The organism is Salipiger sp. 1_MG-2023 (genome assembly GCF_030547555.1).
GTDB lineage: Bacteria > Pseudomonadota > Alphaproteobacteria > Rhodobacterales > Rhodobacteraceae > Salipiger.
Genome location: NZ_JAUOQN010000006.1, coordinates 94741 through 116444 on the forward strand (window position 1 = coordinate 94741; position 21704 = coordinate 116444).

Consider the following 21704-nt stretch of genomic DNA (forward strand, 5'->3'; position numbering starts at 1 on the left):
CCTGTCCCTGAAGGGAAGGCGCATCACACCATGGTTTCGCTTTACGGAGGATACCCCATGCGTCATTTTGATTTCGCCCCGCTCTACCGCGCCACTGTCGGTTTCGATCAGATCGCCGACATGATGGACCGCACGCTTGCCAGCGACACACCGCAGCCGAGCTACCCGCCCTACAACATCGAGAAGACCGCCGAGGATGCGTGGCGGATCTCGATCGCCGTGGCGGGCTTTGCCGACAGCGACCTGTCGGTCGAGTTGAAGGAACAGCAGCTGGTGGTTTCGGCCCGCAAGGCCGAAGAAGATGAGGGCAAGACTTACCTGCATCGTGGCATCGCCACCCGCGCCTTTGAGCGCCGCTTCACCCTTGCCGACCATGTGCGTGTCACCGGTGCCGTACATGAGCACGGCATGCTGCACATCGACCTCAAGCGCGAGATCCCCGAAGCGCTGAAACCGCGCCGGATCGAGATCGCCCGAGCCTCTAGCCATCCGGCGATTGCGCAGGATGTGGTGGATGGCTCGTCGGTGAACTGAGCCATGCAGGTCTGAGAGTTGGAAAGCCCCGGCATTGGCCGGGGCTTTTTGCTATTTGTGAGGTCGGCCGGGGGCCAGCCCCCGGACCCCCGGGATATTTTCAGCCAGAAGAAGCCCGGGCGCGGCGCCTCTGTCAGCCGGTGTAGTCGGTCCAGGCCATGTCTTCGCCCTTGAGGCCGCCCTTGATGACACGGGTCGGCAGGCCGATGCGATCGAGCAGGGTGAAGAAGGGCTTGGGGTCGAGTTCTTCGACGTTCTTCATGGTCTTGGCGTCCCATTCGCCGGTCGCGACGAGCATGGCGGCGGCGACCGGCGGCACGCCGGCAGTGTAGGAGATGCCTTGGCTGCCGACTTCGGTGTAGGCATCCTTGTGGTCCGCAACGTTGTAGACGAAGAGCTCGATGTCCTTGCCGTCTTTGGTGCCTTTGACCAGATCGCCGATGCAGGTCTTGCCGGTGTAGTCGGGCGCGAGGCTGGCCGGGTCCGGCAGACAGGCCTTGACCAGCTTGAGCGGCACGACCTCTTGCCCTTCGGCGGTGGTGACCGGCTTTTCGGACAGCAGGCCGATGTTCTTCAGCACGGTGAAGACGTTGATATAGTGATCGCCAAAGCCCATCCAGAAGCGCACATCCGCCTGAGGGTAGTTGGTGGCGAGGCTGTGCACCTCGTCATGGCCGGATTGGTAGGCCTTGGACGGGCCGACGACGGGCAGATCCCATTCATGGCCCGACGCGAACATCGAGGTTTCCTTCCACTGCTGGTCTTCCCAGTAGTAGACCGTGCCGGTGAATTCGCGGAAGTTGATCTCGGGGTCGAAATTGGTGGCAAAATACTTGCCGTGGCTGCCGGCGTTGATATCGACGATGTCGATGCTTTTGACCTCGTCCATCTGGTCGATGGCAAAGCGCGCATAGGCATTGACCACGCCCGGGTCGAACCCGGCACCGAGGATCGCGGTCACGCCCTTTTCGGCGCAGCTCTCGCGGCGCTTCCATTCGTAATTGGCGTACCAGGGCGGGGTTTCGCAGATCTTTTCCGGCTCTTCATGGATGGCGGTGTCGATGTAGGCGGCGCCGGTGTCGATGCAGGCATCCAGCACGTGCATGTTCACAAAGGCAGTGCCAACGTTGATGACGATCTGGGCACCGGTGTCGCGGATCAGCTGCGCGACCTCCGGGATCTGGGTGGCATCGACCGCATAGGCGGTAAAGGCACAGTCATGACCCTTGGCGCGCACCGATGCGATGATGGCCTCGCATTTGGACTTGGTGCGACTGGCGATGTGCAGCTCGCCCAGCACATCGGCGTTCTGGGCGCATTTATGCGCGACCACTTGGGCGACGCCGCCGGCGCCGATGATGAGAACGTTCTTCTTCAAGTCAGAACCCCCTTGGATGATGAGGCGCCGTTTGCGGGCGCAGGCAGATCACGACAGGGCAGCCGCGAAATCGTCGTAGGTGAAAGCTTTCACAAGCCGTTCGGTCCCGTCCAGCTCGCGGATGGCGATGGATGGCATCTGCACCCCGTTGAACCAGTTTTTCTTGACCATGGTGTAGCCGGCGGCATCCTGGATGGAGAGCCGGTCGCCTGGCTGCAACGCCTTGGGAAAGCGGAATTCGCCGAAGATGTCGCCCGCAAGGCAGGATTTACCGCAGATCATCCACTCCTGTTCGCCATCCTCGAGCATCTTGGCGCTTTCGCGGTAGATGAGCAGGTCGAGCATATGCGCCTCGATCGAGCTGTCGACGATGGCAAGGTTCTTGCCGTTGTAAAGCGTGTCTAGAACGCTGACCTCAAGCGTGGTGGAGTTGGTGATCGCCGCCTCGCCGGGCTCGAGATAGACCTGCACCTCGTTTTCGCCTGCAAAGCGTTTCAGCCGCTCGGCCAGGGCGTCCAACGGATAATCCGCGCCGGTGAAATGGATGCCGCCGCCAAGGCTGATCCAGTCCATGCGACGGATCAGATGGCCAAAGCGCTGCTCGATCATGCCGAGCATCGCGTCGAAACGGGTGAAATCGGCATTCTCGCAATTGTTGTGGAACATGAACCCGCTGACAAGGTCGATGACAGGCTCGATATCCTCGGGTGTGTGTTCGCCAAGACGCGAGAACGGCCGTGCCGGGTCTGCAAGATCGAAGCCGGAGGTCGAAACACCGGGATTCACGCGCAGGCCGCGTATGTGATCACGGCTGATCTCTTCGAAACGTGCCAGTTGCTGGGCGGTGTTGAAGATGACCTTGTCGGAAGACGCCAGCACCTCGTTGATCTCATGGGGCGCCCAGGCAACGGAATAGGCATGGGTCTCGCCGGGGAATTTCTCGCGCCCCAGCTTGACCTCAAACAGCGAGGAGGAGGTGGTCCCGTCCATGTACTCGGCCATCATGTCGAAAACCGACCAGGTCGCAAAGCATTTCAACGCCAGCAGCGCCTTGGCACCGGACTGCTCGCGCAGCCGGGCGATCTTCTCCATGTTCGGAAGAAGTCGGGACTTGTCGATCAGGTAATAGGGCGTCTGCATGCGCGTCGGGCCTCGTTTGGGGTCGGGACGGGGATGCATCGTCCAGTCCGATGCAGGGACGCCATTTAGCGTGCCTGACCGCGTCCCGCAATGATCGACCGGAAAAAACGGACTTTGAAGTCTGAGGGGGGCCAGCCCCCCGCCTTCGGCTCCCCCCGGAGTTTATCTGGCAAGATGAAGGAGGGGCGCGGCGCTTTGCCTTCATCTTGCCAGAAAAACTCCCGCCGGAGGCAGGCCGGGCATTTTGGCCGGGTGGGGCATCCGGACTGGGCGGGCACCTTTCGGCCCCCGCCCCTTTTTCTCTAAAGATCAATTGTTCAGCTTGAAGGACCAGAAGAAGGTCTCACCGGAGCTGTCATCAACGCCATCGTTGTCGGTTGCGACGTAGACGGTGCCGTCATCCGTAATCGCCATGCCTTCGACCTTGTCGACGACGTAGCCGCCCCACGCTTTCAAATCAGGGATCAGATCGCGAACCTCTTGCTTGGACACCACAGGCAGGTCAGTGCCAAGCGCGGCGGGCTTGAGGTCGGCGACGGATACGCGGTAGATTTTCTTGGTCACTGCGGCCGCGCCAATCTGGTTGTCGCGCTCGACGATATAAACGTGGTCGCCATGGGCGGTGATTTCGGAGAGGCCTGTCCAACCCTTCTCCGGGGATGCCTTGGGATAGAGCACCGCGCCCCATTCTCCGGTGTCCGGGGAGTAGGACAGCAGCTTGACGTGATCCTTGGGATCGTCGCCCCATTCGCGCTGCATCGCCATCCACAGCGTGCCGTCGATCATCGTGATGCCTTCGAAACCGAAGCGCACCTCGTTTGCGAGCAACTCGGCGGGCAGGCCGATCTCGTCCGTGATCACGCCCTGGGCGTCCACGTGATACAGCGCATGCGGCACCAGCCGGTCCGAGCGGCCTTCGGAGGCGATCCAGAAGCCCCCCTGCCCGTCGGTTGTGATGCCTTCCATATCGAGCTTCTGCGCCGGATAGCCACCACGGCTGACGCGCAGCGCCTTGGTGATCCGTGCCGGGGTCTGCGACGGGTCGATGGTGAAGATCGTCGGCTGGAAGCCGTAGAAGCTGTCGTTGACCGCGTAGATCATGCCGTCATCGCCCGCGACCATGCCCGAGATCGCGCCCCAGCCGATCAGCTCGTCCGCGCCTTGCGAGGTCAGCGTCGGGTATTGCGCCGCGCCGTCCGTGTAGTCGTAGACCATGACATGGGAGCGCACGCCGCCGTCTTCCACAAGGTCTTCCTCGTTGGCGGTTGCCACTAGGCCCCGCGACGGGATCGCCACGATGCCTTCTGGCGCGATCCCAGAGGGCAGCATCTGTGTCAGCACCGGGGCTGCAGGATCGCTCACGTCGTAGACGCCGACCACCGAGCCGCGTTCAGACATCACGAACAGGTAGGGCGTGCCGTCGAAGGTCGCGAATTCCAGCCCTTCGGGTTCGGCGCCCTTGGCATCGGAACGCTTGTCCGGGTAATGACCGACCTCGATCACCGCCTTTTCGAAATCCGCGCCCGATTCATAGACCACGGTGCCGTCCTTGGCGAAGATCGTGAAACCGCGCGAGCCGCCATCCATGTCGCCTTCGTTGGCGGTGGCGAAATGGTCGTCATCGATCCACTGCACCGAATCCGGCTCGCGCAGGCGGCCCGGCTGGCTTTCGGTAAAGAGCAGCGCCGCGCGTTCATCGGTCGCGTCGATGCCTTCCAAATCCACTGCCCCGGCAGAGAAATGCGACAACACCTCGCCTGACTTCGTCAGCACCACGATGTGGTTGTTTTCCTGCATGGTCACGACGATTTCGCCCAGCCCGTTGACGTCGACGAATTCGGGTTCGGGGTCTTCGGGGGCGATCTCGGCGAGGCCGGTGACATCGGCCGTCACCATGCTGTCGCATTGCGCCATGCCACCGGCCACGTCGAAGATGGTGACATAGCCCGCTGGCATCTGCCCGACCCGGCCATCGCCGAGGTCTTCGTCACGCTCGTTTTCGATGGCGATCACGACAAAGCTGCCATCCTGCGAAAGCGCCACTGAATCCGGCTGCCCGCCAAGGTCGCATTCTCCGGCAAGCTCGCCCGACAACGCATCCAGCACCACCAGCTTGCCCGACGGATTGGTGAAGCTCTCCGAGGTGTTCACGCCGACAAATGCCGTGGTGCCGGCAATGGCGACCGAGGTCGGCTCGCCGCCCATGTCGATATTGCCCAGCGGCTTGGGCATGGCGGGATCGGTGATGTCGATGCGCCCGATCACCCCCAACGGGCTGTCGGTATAGACCAGCGTGTTGCCATCTTCGGTGGCGTAGATGATCTCGGCCGAGGTGACGCGGCCCCTGTCTTCGCCATCGGCCATGTTGTCCGGCGTGGCAAACGACGCGATGCGATTGAAGTTCATCTCGGCGGCGGCAGCCGACGCCGTCAGCGCGAGCGCAGAAGTCAGGCAGATCGTGCGCAGTGTCATGGGTATCCCCTATCCAAGTGTCCGCTGCAGCCATTGGACCCGGCGCGTAACGATCTCGCGACGGTTCCGTGACGGTCCGGCGACAGGTGCATTTTCACGCCGGATCGCCCCTGGATTGGCGCCGTGTCACACTGCCACCCTATTGCGGCCCGAACCGCCGTTCCGAAGACCGGCGTCAACGATTTCAACGTCACCATCGACAGCGGCGCGCCTGTTTGGGGCGGCCGGGCGGCAATCTGGGATTTGGGCCTCGGGCTTTTCGGGATTGCGGTGATCCGCCGCCGGGCGTGACAGGCAGGCGGGCGCCCTGCCCGCCCAGAAGCCTCGCCCGAGGCCTAGCCGAGCAGCCGGTCGGTGATCGCGCTATCCGGCGCCGCCAGCCCGTCAATGACGTTGAAGTGGTGGCGGCCTTCGTCGATCACCAGCCCGCAGCCCCAGGCCTGCGACAACCAGCGCGCCTGATCGATGAAGGCGGGGCGTTCGTCGCCGCCAACCCAGGCGGTGACCGGCACCATGGGCTGCGGCATCAAAACCGGGCTCTCCGCTTCGGCCTCGGCGGCATCCAGCCCCAGGGTCGCGTTCATGTCGGTCTGCAACAGCGGGCGCAGGTCGGACAGCGGCGAGATCGGCATCACATGCGCCAGCCGCCCGGCCACCGCGTCCGGCAACAGGCCGCCTGCCAGCATCCGCGCCACAAGATGGCCTCCGGCGCTGTGCCCGGCCAGTCGGATTGGGCCAGAGACCTCGACCGCCGCTGCGGTGATTGCGTCGGCGATCTGCCGGGTGATGTCGGAAATCCGGACCTGCGGGCAATGCTCGTAAGATGGCAGCGCCACCGCCCAGTCGCGCGCCACCGCGCCGCCGGCCAGATGGGTCCAGTCGGCCCGCCCGAATTTCATCCAGTAGCCGCCATGCACAAAGACCACCAGCCCCGCCGCAGAGCCTTTTGGCAGCACCAGATCGAACCGGTTGCGCCCGGCGGGGCCATAGGACAGCCCCTCGCGCAACCGCCCGCTCAGCGCCATTGCCTTGCGAAAGCAGGCCGCAGCCCCGGCCCAGCGCGGCGGGTAGTCCTCCGCCTGCGCAATGTAGCGTCCGTTGGCGTAGGAGTCGCTCAGATCCATGGTATTTCCCCGTGATGGCGCTAGACTTCTTCGAACACACCTGTTCTGCCCAGCGCAGAAATCAATTTCGAAGAGGATGCCATGCTCGACCAGACCGCAACCAATCTCCCTTCGCTGCTGGACGATCCCACTCTCTTGCAGACCAAAGCCTATGTGAACGGTGAATGGATCACTGGCGCGGACGGCGAATTCGACGTGACCAATCCGGCGCGCGGGGATGTCATCGCGCGAGTGGCGAATCTGTCGCGCGCGCAGATCGCCGGTGCCATCGACGGTGCCTATGCCGCGCAGAAACCCTGGGCCGCCCGCACCGCCAAAGAGCGCAGCCAGATCCTGCGCAAGTGGTTCGACCTGATCATGGCGAACCAGAAAGACCTTGCCACGATCCTGACCGCCGAGATGGGCAAACCGCTGGCAGAGGCCGCCGGAGAGATCGCCTACGGCGCGTCCTTCATCGAATTCTACGCCGAAGAAGCCAAGCGCATCTACGGCGAAACCATCCCCGGCCACCAGCCCGACAAGCGGATCATGGTGATGAAGCAGCCGATCGGGGTGGCAGCGTCGATCACGCCGTGGAACTTCCCCAACGCGATGATCACCCGCAAGGCCGCGCCCGCGCTGGCCGCCGGGTGCAGCTTTGTTGGGCGTCCTGCATCTGAGACGCCTCTGTCGGCGCTGGCGCTGGCCGTGCTGGCCGACCGCGCGGGCATTCCGGCGGGCGTGCTCAACATGCTGCCCTCGGACAGCGCCTCCGAAGTGGGCAAGGAATTCTGCGAGAACCCCAAGGTGCGCAAGCTGACCTTCACCGGCTCGACCGGCGTCGGGCGCATCCTGCTGGCCCAGGCCGCCGATCAGGTGAAGAAATGCTCGATGGAACTGGGCGGCAACGCGCCGTTCATCGTGTTCGACGATGCCGATCTGGATGCCGCGGTGCAGGGCGCGATCATGTGCAAGTTCCGCAACAACGGCCAGACCTGCGTCTGCGCCAACCGGATCTATGTGCAGGCCGGCGTCTATGACGCCTTCGCCGAAAAGCTCAAGGACGCCGTGTCGAAGATGAAGGTCGGCGACGGGCTGGAAGAGGGCACCGATCTTGGCCCACTGATCACCCCCAAGGCCATCGACAAGGTGCAGCAACACATCGCAGACGCAAAGGAAAAAGGCGCGAGCGTGATTCTTGGCGGCGGCGATGTGCTTCAGGGGACGGGCAATTTCATCGAACCGACCATCGTCACCGGGGCCACCCGCGAGATGCTGTTCTCGACCGATGAAACCTTCGGCCCGCTGGCACCGCTGTTCAAGTTCGAGACCGAAGAGGACGTGATCGAGCTGGCCAATGACACGATCTTCGGGCTTGCGTCGTATTTCTACGCCAAGGACCTGAGCCGCGTCTACAAGGTCGCGGAGGCGCTGGAATACGGCATCGTCGGCGTCAACACCGGCATCATCTCGACCGAAGGCGCGCCGTTCGGCGGCGTCAAGCAATCCGGCCTTGGCCGCGAAGGCTCCCACCACGGCATCGAGGATTACCTCGAGCTGAAATACGTCTGCCTGAGCGTGTGATGACAAACCCCGCGCCGGCTCCTTCGCCGCGCCCCACGCTCGATGCGTGGCTGAGCGCCGGCCAAACCGGCGCGGGCACCCCCTGGCTTTCGGCCCTGCAGGCCGAAAGCCTCGCCCGCTACGCGCTGATGCGCGGCTACGGCGTTCGGCTGATGGAAGCGTCAGCCCTGACCCTTCACGAACCCCCCCGCGATACTGATTGGGAAATCCTCGGCGCCGACGCCCCGGGAAGCAATTGGGAGGATCACCACAACCCCGCCTGCGCCTTCCGGCTTCTCGTCGATAAGCTGACCCTCGCGCGCCGCGCAGGTGCCCGGCTGCAATACAAGCTCTGGCTCGGCCGGGCCTGACAGCATCACCCGACTGCCCACTGCCGCGCCAGCTTCACTGCCGGATGCCTCCGGCGGGAGTTTATCTGGCAAGATGAAGTCAAGGCGCTGCGCCTTGGTTTCTTCTGGCCCAAAGTATCCCGGGGGGCCCGAAGGGCGGGGGCAGAGCCCCCTGCAACAAAAAGAGAAAGGCGCCACGACTCAAAAAAAGTTCTGCGGGTCGATATCGATCGCCATGCGCAGCTCGCCCTTCAGCCGGAACTGGGCGGCCCATGCCGTGAGCGCGGGTTGCAGCGCCGCGCCCTTTGGTGCTTTCACCAGAAGCCGGACCCGGTGGCGGCCACGTACTCTTGCGATTGGTGCAGGCGCGGGCCCATAGACCTGCGCGCCGACCCGGCGGAGCGGCCCATCCTGCCGCGCCAAGGCGTTGCCAAGGTCGAATGCCTCCTGTGCCTCGGTCGAAGACAGGATGATCCCGGCGAGCCTGCCGTATGGGGGCATTCCGGCGGCGCGGCGCTCTTCGGCTTCGGCTTTCCAGAAATCTTCCTCGTCGCCCGACAGGATCGCCCGGATCACCGGGTGTTCGGGCTGAAAGGTCTGCATCAGCGCCGTGCCGGGTTTTTCCGCCCGCCCGGCGCGCCCGGCCACCTGCCGCATCAGTTGGAACGTCCGCTCTGCCGCCCGCAGATCCGAGCCCTGTAGCCCGAGATCGCTGTCGATCACTCCGACAAGGGTCAGGTGGGGAAAGTTGTGCCCCTTGGCCACAAGCTGCGTGCCGATGATGATGTCAGCGCCGCCGCTGGCGATCTTTTCGATCTCGTCCTTCAGCGCCCGCGCCGAGGCGAACAGATCCGACGACAGCACCGCCAGCCGCGCCTCGGGGAACAGCTCGGCGGCTTCTTCGGCCAGCCGTTCGACACCGGGGCCGACGGCGGCCAGCTTGTCTTCGGCATGGCATTCGGGGCATTCCGAGGGCTTGGGGATGGTCTCGCCGCACTGGTGGCAGACCAGCCGCTGAAGGAAACGATGTTCGACCATGCGCGCGTCGCAATGGGGACATCCGATCTGGTGGCCGCAGGCCCGGCAGATCGTCACCGGGGCATAGCCGCGCCGGTTGATGAACAGCATCGCCTGCTCGCCTTTTTCCAGCCGCGCCCGCACCTGCGCCGCCAGCGCCGGCGACACCCAGCGATTTGAGGGCAGTTCTTGCCCGCGCATGTCGATCGCGCCCATCTCGGGCATCACCGACGCGCCAAAGCGCGACACCAGATCCAGCCGCCGGTACTTGCCCGCATCCGCGTTGGCCCAGCTTTCCAGCGACGGCGTCGCCGAGGCCAGCACCACTTGCCCCGCGCAGATCGAAGCACGCAGCACCGCCATGTCGCGGGCGTTGTACAAAGCGCCTTCTTCCTGTTTGTACGAGGTGTCATGTTCTTCATCGACGATGGTCAGCCCAAGATCGCGAAACGGCAGGAACAGCGCCGAGCGAGCGCCGACCACCAGCTGCGCGCCCCCCTGCGACACCTGTTTCCACACCCGCCGCCGTTCGGTCATGGTGACCCCGGAATGCCATTCCGCCGGGCGCGCACCAAAGCGTGCCTCGACCCGTGTCAGGAATTCCGCCGTCAGCGCGATTTCCGGCAGCAGGACCAGCGCCTGACGCCCCTTGCGCAGGCAGGCCGCCACCGCTTCAAGGTAGACCTCGGTCTTGCCAGAGCCGGTGACGCCTTTCAGCAAGGTGGTGCCATAGCGCCCCGAGGCGATCGCCTCGCGCAGCACCTGCGCCGCCGCCTCCTGATCGGCGGTGAGCGTCTTGCCGCCGCGTTCGGGGTCGAGCCGGGCAAAAGCCACATCGCGCGGGGCCTCTTCCTCGCGCACCGCACCTTGCTTCGCCAGCCCCTTGATCACCGATGACGTCACGCCCGCGGCCTCTGCCAGTTCGCCCAGCGTATAGGCCAGCCCGCCGATCTCGCGCAGCACCTCGAGCACGCGGCGGCGCGGATCGGTCATCCGGTCGGGTTCGACATCGCCAAGCCGATAGATCTTGCGCAGCGAGGGCGCCTCGGACAGCCCCGGCGCGCGGGTGGCAAGCCGCAGCATCGCTGGCATCGGCGTCAACGTGTAATCGCCCGCGCGCTGAAGGAACTCGCGCAGCTCGGCTTGCATCGGGGTCACGTCAAGCACCCGGATTACCGATCGCACCTTCGCGATATCGAAATCGCCCCGTCCCAGCCCCCAGACCACGCCCATGATCTTGCGCGGGCCAAGCGGCACCTCGACATAGGCGCCCTCGAAACAGCCGCCCGCAGGCGCCTTGTAATCCAGCGTCCGATCCAGCGGCTGGGTTGTCAGAACCGCGACGAGGCTGCCTTCTTCGAAGAACGAATCCATGGGGCCCTTTCCATCTGCGCACGTAAGGCAGCCCTTTCGGCCTGCCCCTGCATGGGGTATGACAGCAAAATCCGAATGCCAAGCTTGGCCGGGAGGGCCGCAGCGAATGAAATTCTTCGTAGACACCGCCAATGTCGATGACATCCGCGACCTGATCGCGCTGGGGCTGGTCGATGGTGTCACCACGAACCCCTCGCTGATCGCCAAATCCGGCCGCAACATCATCGAGGTCATCCGCGAGATCTGCGATCTGGTGCATGGCCCGGTGTCGGCCGAAGTCGTCGCCACAGATTACGAGACCATGCTCGAGGAAGGCCGCGTCCTTGCCGAGATCGCCCCGAACATCGCCATCAAGGTGCCGCTGACGTTGGACGGGCTGCGCGCCTGCAAGACCCTGACTTCCGAAGGGCGCATGGTCAACGTCACCCTGTGCTTTTCGGCCAATCAGGCGCTGCTGGCGGCCAAGGCGGGGGCGACGTTCATTTCGCCCTTCGTCGGGCGGCTGGACGATATCAACATCGACGGGCTCGAACTGATCGCCGACATCCGGCGGATCTATGACAATTACGGCTACGAGACGCAGATCCTTGCGGCCTCGATCCGTTCGGCCAACCACATGTCGGAGTGTGCCAAGATCGGGGCCGATGTGGCCACCGCGCCGCCTGCTGTCATCAAGGCGATGGCCAGCCATGTTCTGACCGACAAGGGCCTTACCGCCTTTCTGACGGATGCCGAGACCGCCGGCATCAAGATCGTCTGAGATGGGCTGGGGCAAGGGCACACCGCGATCCATCCGGCAGGTTGAATCGGGCCTCAGCCTGCTGGAAAAGCGCGCGCTGATCCTTGCCTATCAGACCTGTCAGCAGGAACTCTACCGCGCCTCGCCCGAAGATTTCGGCGAGGCATTCGACGACATGCTCGATGACGCCCTGTCCAGCGGCGACGAAGACGGGCTGCTGTCGCGCGGCGCGCGCGGCGTGATGATGGACCTGCGCGAAACCATCCGCGAGCTGCCAGAGGAATGGCCGCTGCTGCGCGACTGCCTCGCCGCTGCGCTGCCAGAACCGATGACCGGGCCGCTTTTCGCCTATCTCGAAGAAAGCTGCTGACGCCGCGCTTCCCGAACCGCTCACGAAATGTCATAGCTGTGTGATGACACCGCGGCTGACATCTGTGTTCGCCCTTGCCCTCGCCTTGCTGTTCAGCATGTCGAGCGTCGTGTCGTCGGCGATGATGGCCCCCGACCGCGCCACACTTCAGCTCGAAGCGCAGGCCTTGGCGCTTGGCCTTTCGGACATCGAGCTTTGCGGCGAGATGGCCCACGCCGAGCATCACTGCCCGCTCTGCCATGGCCTGCCAGAGGCGCCACGCCTTGCGCGGGCCGATGTCACCACGCTGCTGCGCGCGCATGACAGATGGCGGCGCGGCGACGATCTGTGGCGCGCCGCGCAGGCCCGCAACCCGAACCATTCCCCAAGAGCGCCCCCCGCGTCGGCCTGACTGCAACGCATCTGGCTCTTTTGTATATTGCCCGCCTCGAACCGGCGGGCCAATCGGAATGGATTCATGACCGAAAACACCCCTCGTGCGGCCACTGCCGCGCTCTATCGTGCTGTCTGGCGCTGGCATTTCATCGCGGGGCTGATCGTCCTGCCCTTTATGCTGATCCTCGCGATCACCGGCGGCATCTATCTTTTCAAGGACGAGATCAACGACGCCGCCCATGCGCCGCTGCGTTTTGTCGAAGCCGCGGGCAGCCCCCTTGCGCCCTCGCAGCTTGTCGCCTCGGCGCTGGGGGAACATCCCGGCACGCTCAAGGCCTATACGCCGCCCAGCGCCCCGGATCGCAGCGCCGAGGTCGACATTCTGGGCGAGGACGGGCTGCGCGATACGGTTTATGTCGATCCCTATAGCGGCGCGGTGCTGGGCACGCTGTGGGATGCCGGAGCCTCTGGCAGCCCGGCGATGTACGTCGTGCGCAAGCTGCATTCGCTGGAATATGTCGGCTGGCTCGGCAATTGGCTGATCGAGGCCGCCGCCGGTTGGATGGTGCTGCTGGTCGGCACCGGCATCTATCTGTGGTTGCCGCGCGGGCGCAATCTTGGCACCGTCACCGTCAAGGCAAAGCGGGGGCGGCCGCTGTGGCGCGACCTGCACGCGGTGACGGGGCTGTATGTCGGTGGCTTCATCGTGTTTCTCGCGATGACCGGGCTGCCGTGGTCCGCCGTCTGGGGGCCGAAATTCTACGACAGCGCCTATGCGCTGGGGCTGGGGATGCCCGATGGCTACTGGTCGAACAAGCCAGTCTCGACGGTGCCGGTCAAGGATGTGGTCGATCGCGCGCCGTGGATCATGGAAAACCAGCCGATGCCGCTGTCCGAAACCACCGCTGGCGTGCCTTTGGCATTGGACAGCGTGGTCGCGCGGGTCGAAGCCTTGGGGATCGTTCCGGGCTATTCGGTCAGCATGCCAAGCGGTGAGACCGGGGTGTTCACCGCCTCGGTCTATCCCGATGACATCACCTATGAACGGGTGATCCATCTGGATCAGTACAGCGGCGCGGTGCTGTACGACGCAGGGCTGGCCGATCTTGGCACGCTCGGGCGTTGGGCCGAATGGGGGATCAGCGTGCATATGGGGCAGGAATGGGGGCTGGTGAACCAGCTAGGGCTGCTGCTGGTCTGCCTTGCCATGGTCGGGCTGTGCGTGTCGGCGGCGACGATGTGGTGGAAACGCCGCCCCTCGGGCGCGCTTGGCGTGCCGCAAGTGCCCGCCGACTGGCGCATTCCGCGCGGCTTGCTGGTGATGGCGCTGGCGGCGGGGCTGTTCTTTCCGCTGGTCGGCCTGACGATGCTGCTGCTCGCGGCTGTCGAGATCGCGCTGGTATTCACCACGCGGCGCCGACAACCGGCCTGACATCTCTGGCGTCCGGGGCCTTCCCGGACGCCGTTTTCAGACGTTGGGTTCGCCCTGCAAGCCCAGCAGCTTGCGAAAGCCTGTCCAGTAGCCGGGCAGCTTCGGCGGCAAATGCATTCCGGCGATGGCCTCATCCGCCCAGCGCGGCATCTCGCGCGCGGCAAACTCACGGCCCCAGTCAAGATAGGCCTGCGCATGTTCCGGCCGCAGCCGACAGGCCGAGCCGACCAGCCCCACCAGCGTTTCGGGCGCGCTGTACCATTCATCCTGAATGCCGGTGACACGGGCGCGCATCAGCGGCCCGACCCAGCGCATCAGCCGCTTTTCCGAAAACAGCAGCAGCATCCGGCCCATCTCTTCGCGCGAATAGCCGATCAGCGGCGGGAAGGTGTCGTAAAAGATCGCCTCATCCTCCAGCACCGCGAAATTGCGAATTGAGGGGTGAAAGCCGATGCGAGGGGCAATCGCGTCGGCGGCATTCCAGAACCGGGCGATGACCTGCCCGGCGGCCTCCATCATCGCCAGCGTCGCCTCGCGACTTTCGCGCTGGATTCGGGGGCGCATCAGGGCGCTTTCGGGCAGGGCATTCTGCACGATGACGGGAAAGCGCCCCCCCGGCGCGTCGAGCAGGTGAAATTCCGTCTCGGGCAGCGGCACGCCGCATTGACGCAGCGCGGCGACATAATCGTCATGCGCCTGTGCCAGCCGGTCCAGCGCGGCGGCGTCGGGCAGGCCGCGATAGACCTTGATCACCTTGTCGGAAAACGGCCCCGAGGCGGGGCGGAACGGCGCGCAGAAATATCCAAGGCGCGAAATCGGCTGGCCCTGTGCCACCTCATGCAGGCGGATGGTTTCGGCAAGTTGGGTCAGATCGGTCATCACGGGCACTCCTTGTCGGCCCGGTCTACCCGTTTGCAAGGATCTGTGCCACCTCTGTAGACAGCGCTTCGACCTCGTCACGGGCGGGGGTCTTGCGGCCCTCGGCGGCGCTGAGCCCATGGCCGAACGCCTCGGCATAGCCGACGCGGTTGGCGAATTGCGCGGTGGCGATACGGGCGTGCATCTTTTGCGCCGCCTCGGTGATCTCGGCCGACAGGCGCGTGCCGGGGCGGGTGCGGTTGAGCACCATCAGCGCCTCGCGGCTTTCGCGATGGGCCAGATCCAGCACGCTTTCCGTCGCCCACAGGTCGAGATGGCTCATCGACACCGGCACGATCACCAGATTGGCGATGCGCAGCGCCGGGCGCAGATCGCTGTCGGCCTTGGGCGGCGTGTCGATGATCACCAGATCATAGCGATCGGCCAGCTTGCGGCATTCATAGGTGATCCCCCATGCCGAGGAGGTGGCGAATTCCATGCCCTCGACCTCTTCGGGGGCCAGTTCGAGCCGGGTCATGAACCAGCGCCCAAGGCTGCCCTGAGGATCGGTGTCGATCAGCGCCACCGTCTTGCCCAACCGGCGCATTCCGACGGCGAGGTTGGCAGACAGCGTGGTCTTGCCCGACCCGCCCTTTTGCTGCGCCACCGTGATTACCGAACCCGCCATACCTGCCCCCTACCCTATTTTCATCCGCAGCATAAGCCTTCCGCTGCGCCCGTCCAGTGGGCTTGGCATAAGATTTAACGTGACGTTAACCAAGGTGAACGCATGATGGTGAGGCGTGACAAGGGTCGGGCAATGCGAAATCGGGTGACATGGATGCTGGCACTGCTGGCCGGCCTGTGTGCGGCCCCCGGCGGCAGCGTGCAGGCCGGGGCATGGCCGCGTGAAAAGGGCACGTGGTTCGCCAGTGGCCTGGTGCGGCTGTCGTGGCCGCAAGACCGCGAAACATGGGTGTCTGCCGCGCCGAGCGATCGCTACAGCTCTGTCTATGTCGAATACGGGCCGAGCGAAAAGATCACGCTGGGGCTCGACATCGGCCGCCCGCTTTATGGAACCGGCAAGGACATCGCCTTTCTGCGCTATCCGCTGCGCGCCGATGATCGGCCACTGAAGATCGCCGCCGAGCTGGGCTTTGGCCGGATCGAAGGGCAGACCGTGCTGCGCCCCGGCTTGATGCTGGGCTATGGCTGGAAACATGGCTGGCTGGCGGCGGACGCACTGGCCGAGATCCCGGTGCAGACCCGCGCGCCGGATTTCAAGCTGGATATGACCTTTGGCCTCAACCTTCCAAAGGATTTCAAGGTGATGGCGCAGCTTCAGACCGGCAAGCCCTACCTGCGCGCGCCCGATGCCAAGATCGAAGCCTCGCTTGTGGTGCCGATCTATCGCAGCCTGTCAGCGCAGCTGGGCGGCAGCTGGGGGCTCATCGAAGACGAAACCATGGGCCTGACCTTTGGCCTATGGAACGAATTCTAGCAGCTTTGTCTGTCAGCTGCGTCGGCAGGGAAATGGCCGCTCGCAATTCAGTCACCAAGACAGGCCGCCGCGGGGTGCCCCGCAACGGCCCGATGCCCATCCTTTATTCGTTGTCGCGGGCCCGCTGCTTGCCTTCCTCGATGGCGGCGCGCATCCGCCGGTCCAGCGTCTTTTGCTTGGACGGCGTGTAGAACTTCAGCCCGAACATGTCCTTGACGTAGAACGTGTCCACCACCTGTTCACCATACGTCGCGATCACCGCCGAGGCGATGTAGACATTGCTTTCCGACAGGGTGCGCGTCAGGTCGTACAAAAGCCCCGGACGGTCACGGGTGTCGACCTCGATGATGGTGTAGATTTCCGACCCCTCGTTGTCGAAAGTGATCGAGGTCGGCACCGAGAACGCCCGCTCGCGCTTCTTGAACTTCAGCTTGGCATGGATCGCCTCGCGCGGCTTGACCTCACCCTTCAGGGTTTTGCCGATCATGTCGCGCAGGCGCGGCAGGCGGCTTTGCTCGAAGGGCGAGCCATCCATGTCCTGAATCCAGAACGCCGCCGTCGCGTAGCCATCCTTGGAGGTAAAGGTCCGCGCATCGACCACATTCGCCCCGACCAGCGACAACGCCCCCGCAAGCCGCGAGAAGATGCCCGGGTGGTCCGCAAGCGCAAAGCACACGCGCGTGGCGTCGCGATCATCGTCGGGGTGGATGTCGATGCGGATCTCGTCATTACTGATGTTCTTCAGCAGCCCGGCAAAGACCACATGGGCGGTGACATGCAGCCCCTGCCAATAGGGGTCGTAATGGCGCGCGGTTTCGGCGCGCAGATCCTTCTGATCCCAGCCATCCAGCGCCTCGCGCAGCGCCTTCTTGGCCTCGGCGCCACGATTTTCGCGGTTCAGCGCCTCGAGACCGTCTTCCAGAGCCCGCCGGGTCTGGCGGTAGAGCGCTCTGAGTAAAGTGGCTTTCCAGTTGTTCCACGTGCCCGGACCAACGCCGCGAATGTCGCAGACCGTCAGCACGGTCAGCAGGTCGAGCCGCTCGCGGGTCTGCACCGCCTTGGCGAAATCGCGCACCGTGCGGGGATCGGCGATGTCGCGTTTCTGCGCCATGTCCGACATCAGCAGGTGATAGCGGATCAGCCATTCCACCGTGGCGCATTCGGGCTTGGTCAGCCCCAGCCGCGGCGCCACCTTGCGTGAGATCAGCGCGCCGAGCGCCGAGTGATCCTCGTCGCGGCCCTTGCCGATGTCATGCAGCATCAGCGCGATGTACAGAACCTTGCGGTTCACCCCTTCGCGCAGGATCGTCGAGGCGACGGGCAGTTCCTCGACCAGATCGCCATGTTCGATCGAGCTGAGCGTGGCGATGCACTGGATGGTATGCTCGTCGACCGTATAGGCGTGATACATGTTGAACTGCATCATCGCCACGATGGGTTCGAATTCGGGGATGAAGGTGCCGAGCACGCCAAGCTCGTTCATCCGCCGCAGTGAGCGTTCGGGATTGCCGTGCTTGAGCAGCAGGTCGATGAAGATGCGCCGCGCTTCCTTGTTGTTGCGCATGTCGTCGTCGATCAGGTGCAGGTTGGCCTTGATCAGGCGCATGGCATCGGGGTGCAGCAACAGACCGGTGCGCAGCCCTTCTTCGAAGATCCGCAGCATGTTCAGCTTGTCGGACATGAAGGCGGTGGGATCGGTCAGCGCAAGGCGGTTGTGCACGATGTGATAGCCCTCGCGCACCTTGGGCGGGCGCTTGAACATGCGCTGCAGCAGCGGGGCGTCTTTCTGGTGCTCGGCCTCGAGCGCCGTCAGGAAGATGCGGGTCAGATCGCCGACCGCCGTGGCATGGCGGAAATAATCCTGCATGAACCATTCCACCGCGCGGCGCCCGCCCCGGTCGGAATAGCCCATGGCCTCGGCCACCTCGACCTGCATGTCAAAGGTCAGCTGCTCGACCGCACGGCCCGAACACAGGTGCAGATGGCAGCGTGTCGCCCAGAGGAATTCCTCGGCGCGCATGAAGGTGGTGTATTCCTCGCGCCGGAAGACACCGAGATTGACCAGCGTCTGCACGTCGTCGGTATGATGGATGTACTTGGTGATCCAGTACAGCGATTGCAGATCGCGCAGGCCGCCCTTGCCTTCCTTGACGTTGGGCTCGACCACGTAGCGCAGGCCCTGCTTCTTGAGCCGCTGCGCGCGCTCTGCGAGCTTGGCGTTGACAAAGGCCCGCTCGGAACCCTTGAACAACTCGTTCTGCAGGCGGGATTCCAGTTTGCGGGCCAGCGGTTCGTGGCCGGTCACGAAGCGGGTTTCCAGCATGGCGGTGCGGATGGTGTAATCTTCAGCGCCAAGCCGCAGGCAATCCTTGATGGTGCGCGAGGCGTGACCGACCTTCAGCTTGAGATCCCAGAAGATGTAGAGCATCGACTCGATGACGCTCTCGGCCCAGGCGGTGATCTTGTTCGGCGTCAGGAACAGCAGATCGACATCGGAAAACGGCGCCATTTCGCCGCGCCCGTAGCCGCCGACCGCCAGCACCGTCAGCTTTTCGCCCGCCGGCTTGCCGCCCTTGGGATGCAGGCGCGTCGTGGCCAGTTCAAACACCAGCCGCACGACGCAATCGGTCAGCCAAGCATAGGCTTCGGTGGTCGGAAAGGCGGCATGGGGGCGCTTGGCAAAACCGGCGGCGATGGCATCGCGCCCGTCCTTGCCGGCCTGAGACAGGATGCGCACGGCGGCGGCGCGCATGCTCGTTTCGGTTGCGTCGTCATCGGCGGCGGCAAGAAGCGCGGCGCGGATGGTCGGCAGATCGAAGATCTCCGATGCCGGAACGACGAGGTCTTCCGGCATCGGGTAAAGCATCTGGTCGTCAGAAGCCTGCGCCGGAGAAGCTTGCGGGGGCAGGGTCAAGGATCACCATCTGGTTGTTGCGCACGGTTGCGACGGCAAGGCCACGCTGGTTGGTGCCGTCGGGTCTCAGGCGGAATACACCGCCCGTGCCTTGGAAACCAGCGCTTTGCGTCAGTGCGCCCGCGGTCAGGGCGTCGCTGCGCCCCTGTTCGAGCAGCGCACCGATGGCGGCAATGCCGTCAAAGGCAAGCCCCGCCAGCGGGTGCGGAGCGCTGCCGTAACGGGCGGCGTAGCGCTGGGTAAAGCTGGTCTGCATCGACTGGTTGGGCAGGGTGAACCACGCCCCCTGTGCACCGGGCATGCTGAACAGCTCGGGCTTCACATCCCAGCGGGTCAGGCCGATATACTGCACCTCGGACGGCGAGACGCCGTTTTCCGGCATGATCTGCAGCAGCACCGGCATTGCGGCGTTGGTCGCATCGGTGGTGACAAAGACGGAATCGGCGCCGGTATCTGCGACGATGCTGCCCATCGACTGGGCGGTCCCGGTGACGCCGTCAAGGGTCAGCGGATAGGTCTGCGACGCGGCGACACGCACACCGTTGCGCGCGGCGGCCTGTTCGACGGCGATTTTGCCGAACTGCCCAGGCACGTCGTCCGAACTGACGATCGCGACGCTGCTGCGGCCCTGCCGCTTGGCATAAGCCATCAGGCGGTCGGCGGTGTTCTCGAATGTCGGCCCGAGGATGTACAGGTTGCCCCCGGCGATCGACGCGTTGTTCGAGAAGGACAGAACGTTGACCCCCTCGTCGGCAACCATCTTGCTGGCCTCGACGGCGACCTCGCCGCGCAGCGGTCCAAGGATGATGCGGGCACCCTCGTCGACGGCGCGCTGCGCCTGTGCGCCCGCAGCGGCCGGAGACCCAGCGGTGTCATAGACCGCAAGCTCGATATTGCTGTCGCCAAGGTCCGCGATGGCAAGCCGCGCGGCGTTTTCAAGGTCGCGGGCGATGCTCGCCGCGCCCGGATCGCTCTGCGGAACCAGCAATGCGACGCGCACCGGAGCACCCGGATCGACGCTTGGACCCGAGGCGCTGCCGCCGGTATTTGTCATGACCGGCATGTCGCAGGCGGCGAGCAATGTGGCTGTCGTTGCAAGCGCAGTGATTCGGAGCGCCTTGCGGGCGCGGGTCAAAACGGCGAACATGCTGGAAACTCCCTCGATGGCTGGCGCGGTTACACATCCGCGCGACGTTACCCGGGAAGATAACCCGCAAAGCAGAGGGGTCCAGATATGAATGTCGAAAAGGGCGAATTGACGCCGGGTCTCTATCTTGTCGCGGTGCCGATCGGCAACGCCCGCGACATCACGCTGCGCGCGCTCGACGTGCTGCGCAACGCCGACCTGCTGGCGGCCGAGGACACCCGAAGCCTGCGCAGACTTATGGAAATACACGGTATTCCACTTCGGGATCGGTCTTGCCTGCCCTATCACGATCACAATGGCGACCGGATGCGCCCGAAACTGCTCGCGGCGCTCGCGGCCGGGCAGTCCGTCGCCTATGCCTCCGAAGCGGGCACGCCGATGATCTCGGATCCGGGATTCGATCTGGCACGGGCGGCGCGCGCCGAAGGCATAGCGGTGACCACCGCTCCGGGCGTGTCGGCCGTGGTCACCGCGCTCACGCTTGCCGGACAGCCGACAGACCGGTTCTTCTTTGCAGGATTCCTGCCAAACAGCGGCGGCGCCCGGCGAAAAGGGCTGGAATCCCTGCGCGACATCGAGGCGACGCTGGTCTTCTACGAATCGCCCAAACGCCTTGGTGCGATGCTGGCGGACGCCGCTGCCAAACTGGGAGCAGAGCGCCCCGCAACGGTTTGCAGGGAGCTGACCAAACGTTTTGAAGAGGCCCGTGAAGGCAGCCTGGCCGAGTTGGCGGCGTATTACGACGAACACCCGCCAAAAGGCGAGATCGTGGTCCTGATCGGCAAAGGGAGTTCGGAGAAAATTAGTGAAACTGATATAGACGAGTCCCTGAATGATGCGCTGAAAACGATGTCGGTGCGGGATGCCGCCGATGCCGTCTCCGGGATGCTCGGGCTGAAGCGCCGACCGGTCTATCAACGCGCGATGGCACTGGCAAAGGAACGCGGCGACGGCTGACGCACCCCGCCGATCAATAGGACCGACGCATGACGACGCAACTGGCTTTCGACTTCACTGCGCCAGACCCCGCCGCTGGGCCGATTCTGCCGCATGAGGGCGGTCGCCGGACCCGGGTTCATCGCGGAACCACCGGATATCACGCAGGTGTATCGGCGGAACTGCGGGTGGCACAGGATTACGAACGCAGGGGCTATACGGTGCTGCGCAGACGCTGGCGTGGTCTTGGGGGCGAAATCGATCTGATCATTGCCGATGGGGATGCCGTCATCTTTGTCGAGGTCAAGAAAAGCCGCTCCTTCGACAGGGCGCTGGAGCGGCTGTCACGCCGCCAGATCCTGCGCCTGTTCTCGGCCGCCGAAGAATTTGTTGGCACACTGCCGGGCGGATCCCTCACCGAAATGCGCTTTGACGTTGCCTTGATGGACGAGCGCGGCATGATCCGCATCATGGAAGGCGCACTGATGCTGTAGCCTGCGC

The 21704-nt window shown here is 64.4% G+C and carries 19 protein-coding genes; 10 read left to right on the top strand and 9 right to left on the bottom strand.

Annotated features, from left to right (window positions below):
- Positions 1-57 precede the first annotated feature (57 nt).
- A complete protein-coding gene (locus Q4543_RS05055; protein WP_303436682.1) occupies positions 58-534 on the top strand; it encodes an Hsp20 family protein in 477 nt (158 codons plus the stop codon).
- 133 nt (positions 535-667) lie between these two features.
- Here Q4543_RS05055 and Q4543_RS05060 read toward each other — a convergent pair whose 3' ends face one another.
- The 4 genes from Q4543_RS05060 to Q4543_RS05075 all read right to left on the bottom strand — a co-directional run bounded on the left by Q4543_RS05060 (position 668) and on the right by Q4543_RS05075 (position 6648).
- Positions 668-1912, bottom strand: a complete 1245-nt coding sequence (locus Q4543_RS05060; protein WP_303436683.1) for a saccharopine dehydrogenase family protein — start codon at positions 1910-1912, stop codon at positions 668-670.
- Between the two features lie 48 nt (positions 1913-1960).
- Positions 1961-3052: a carboxynorspermidine decarboxylase gene (locus Q4543_RS05065; RefSeq protein ID WP_303436684.1), complete on the bottom strand. Its 1092-nt coding sequence runs from the start codon at positions 3050-3052 to the stop codon at positions 1961-1963.
- 309 nt (positions 3053-3361) lie between these two features.
- A complete protein-coding gene (locus Q4543_RS05070; protein WP_303436686.1) occupies positions 3362-5524 on the bottom strand; it encodes an esterase-like activity of phytase family protein in 2163 nt (720 codons plus the stop codon).
- Between the two features lie 335 nt (positions 5525-5859).
- Positions 5860-6648, bottom strand: coding sequence for an alpha/beta hydrolase (locus Q4543_RS05075; RefSeq protein ID WP_303436687.1), 789 nt, complete (start codon positions 6646-6648; stop codon positions 5860-5862).
- 81 nt (positions 6649-6729) lie between these two features.
- Here Q4543_RS05075 and Q4543_RS05080 point away from each other — a divergent pair, with 81 nt between their 5' ends.
- Entirely contained in the window at positions 6730-8211 is a 1482-nt protein-coding gene (locus tag Q4543_RS05080; RefSeq protein WP_303436689.1) for an NAD-dependent succinate-semialdehyde dehydrogenase, read from the top strand.
- Positions 8211-8561: a hypothetical protein gene (locus tag Q4543_RS05085; protein WP_303436691.1), complete on the top strand. Its 351-nt coding sequence runs from the start codon at positions 8211-8213 to the stop codon at positions 8559-8561. Before Q4543_RS05080 ends, Q4543_RS05085 begins: the two co-directional genes overlap by 1 nt.
- A 180-nt stretch (positions 8562-8741) precedes the next feature.
- On the opposite strand, the gene Q4543_RS05090 is transcribed toward Q4543_RS05085, so the two are convergent.
- Entirely contained in the window at positions 8742-10931 is a 2190-nt protein-coding gene (locus Q4543_RS05090; protein ID WP_303436692.1) for a primosomal protein N', read from the bottom strand.
- A gap of 106 nt (positions 10932-11037) precedes the next feature.
- Between Q4543_RS05090 and fsa the strand changes: the two genes are divergently transcribed.
- The 4 genes from fsa (at position 11038) to Q4543_RS05110 (ending at position 13847) form a co-directional block, all read left to right on the top strand.
- A complete protein-coding gene (gene fsa / locus Q4543_RS05095; protein ID WP_303436693.1) occupies positions 11038-11691 on the top strand; it encodes a fructose-6-phosphate aldolase in 654 nt (217 codons plus the stop codon).
- A gap of 1 nt (position 11692) precedes the next feature.
- A complete protein-coding gene (locus tag Q4543_RS05100) occupies positions 11693-12040 on the top strand; it encodes a hypothetical protein (protein WP_216006291.1) in 348 nt (115 codons plus the stop codon).
- A gap of 43 nt (positions 12041-12083) precedes the next feature.
- Entirely contained in the window at positions 12084-12431 is a 348-nt protein-coding gene (locus Q4543_RS05105) for a hypothetical protein (RefSeq protein ID WP_303436694.1), read from the top strand.
- Between the two features lie 66 nt (positions 12432-12497).
- On the top strand, positions 12498-13847 hold the full coding sequence (locus tag Q4543_RS05110) for a PepSY domain-containing protein (protein ID WP_303436695.1): 1350 nt from the start codon (positions 12498-12500) through the stop codon (positions 13845-13847).
- Between the two features lie 36 nt (positions 13848-13883).
- Here Q4543_RS05110 and Q4543_RS05115 read toward each other — a convergent pair whose 3' ends face one another.
- Positions 13884-14726 (bottom strand): DUF6206 family protein, encoded by an 843-nt coding sequence (locus Q4543_RS05115; RefSeq protein ID WP_303436697.1) that lies wholly within the window; start codon positions 14724-14726, stop codon positions 13884-13886.
- A gap of 25 nt (positions 14727-14751) precedes the next feature.
- On the bottom strand, positions 14752-15393 hold the full coding sequence (gene parA / locus Q4543_RS05120; RefSeq protein WP_216006295.1) for a ParA family partition ATPase: 642 nt from the start codon (positions 15391-15393) through the stop codon (positions 14752-14754).
- 132 nt (positions 15394-15525) lie between these two features.
- Here parA and Q4543_RS05125 point away from each other — a divergent pair, with 132 nt between their 5' ends.
- The gene (locus tag Q4543_RS05125; protein ID WP_303436698.1) at positions 15526-16206 is read left to right on the top strand and encodes a hypothetical protein; all 681 of its coding nucleotides are present in this window, start codon (positions 15526-15528) and stop codon (positions 16204-16206) included.
- A gap of 103 nt (positions 16207-16309) precedes the next feature.
- Here the strand turns inward: Q4543_RS05125 and Q4543_RS05130 are convergent, their stop codons facing one another.
- Positions 16310-19072, bottom strand: coding sequence for a [protein-PII] uridylyltransferase (locus Q4543_RS05130; RefSeq protein WP_303436699.1), 2763 nt, complete (start codon positions 19070-19072; stop codon positions 16310-16312).
- A 7-nt stretch (positions 19073-19079) separates the two neighbouring features.
- Positions 19080-20267: a penicillin-binding protein activator gene (locus tag Q4543_RS05135; RefSeq protein ID WP_303436700.1), complete on the bottom strand. Its 1188-nt coding sequence runs from the start codon at positions 20265-20267 to the stop codon at positions 19080-19082.
- 87 nt (positions 20268-20354) lie between these two features.
- Between Q4543_RS05135 and rsmI the strand changes: the two genes are divergently transcribed.
- Both rsmI and Q4543_RS05145 read left to right on the top strand, forming a co-directional pair.
- Entirely contained in the window at positions 20355-21224 is an 870-nt protein-coding gene (gene rsmI / locus Q4543_RS05140) for a 16S rRNA (cytidine(1402)-2'-O)-methyltransferase (protein ID WP_216006297.1), read from the top strand.
- Positions 21225-21253: 29 nt separating this feature from the next.
- Positions 21254-21697, top strand: a complete 444-nt coding sequence (locus Q4543_RS05145; protein WP_303436701.1) for a YraN family protein — start codon at positions 21254-21256, stop codon at positions 21695-21697.
- The last annotated feature ends 7 nt before the right edge of the window (positions 21698-21704 follow it).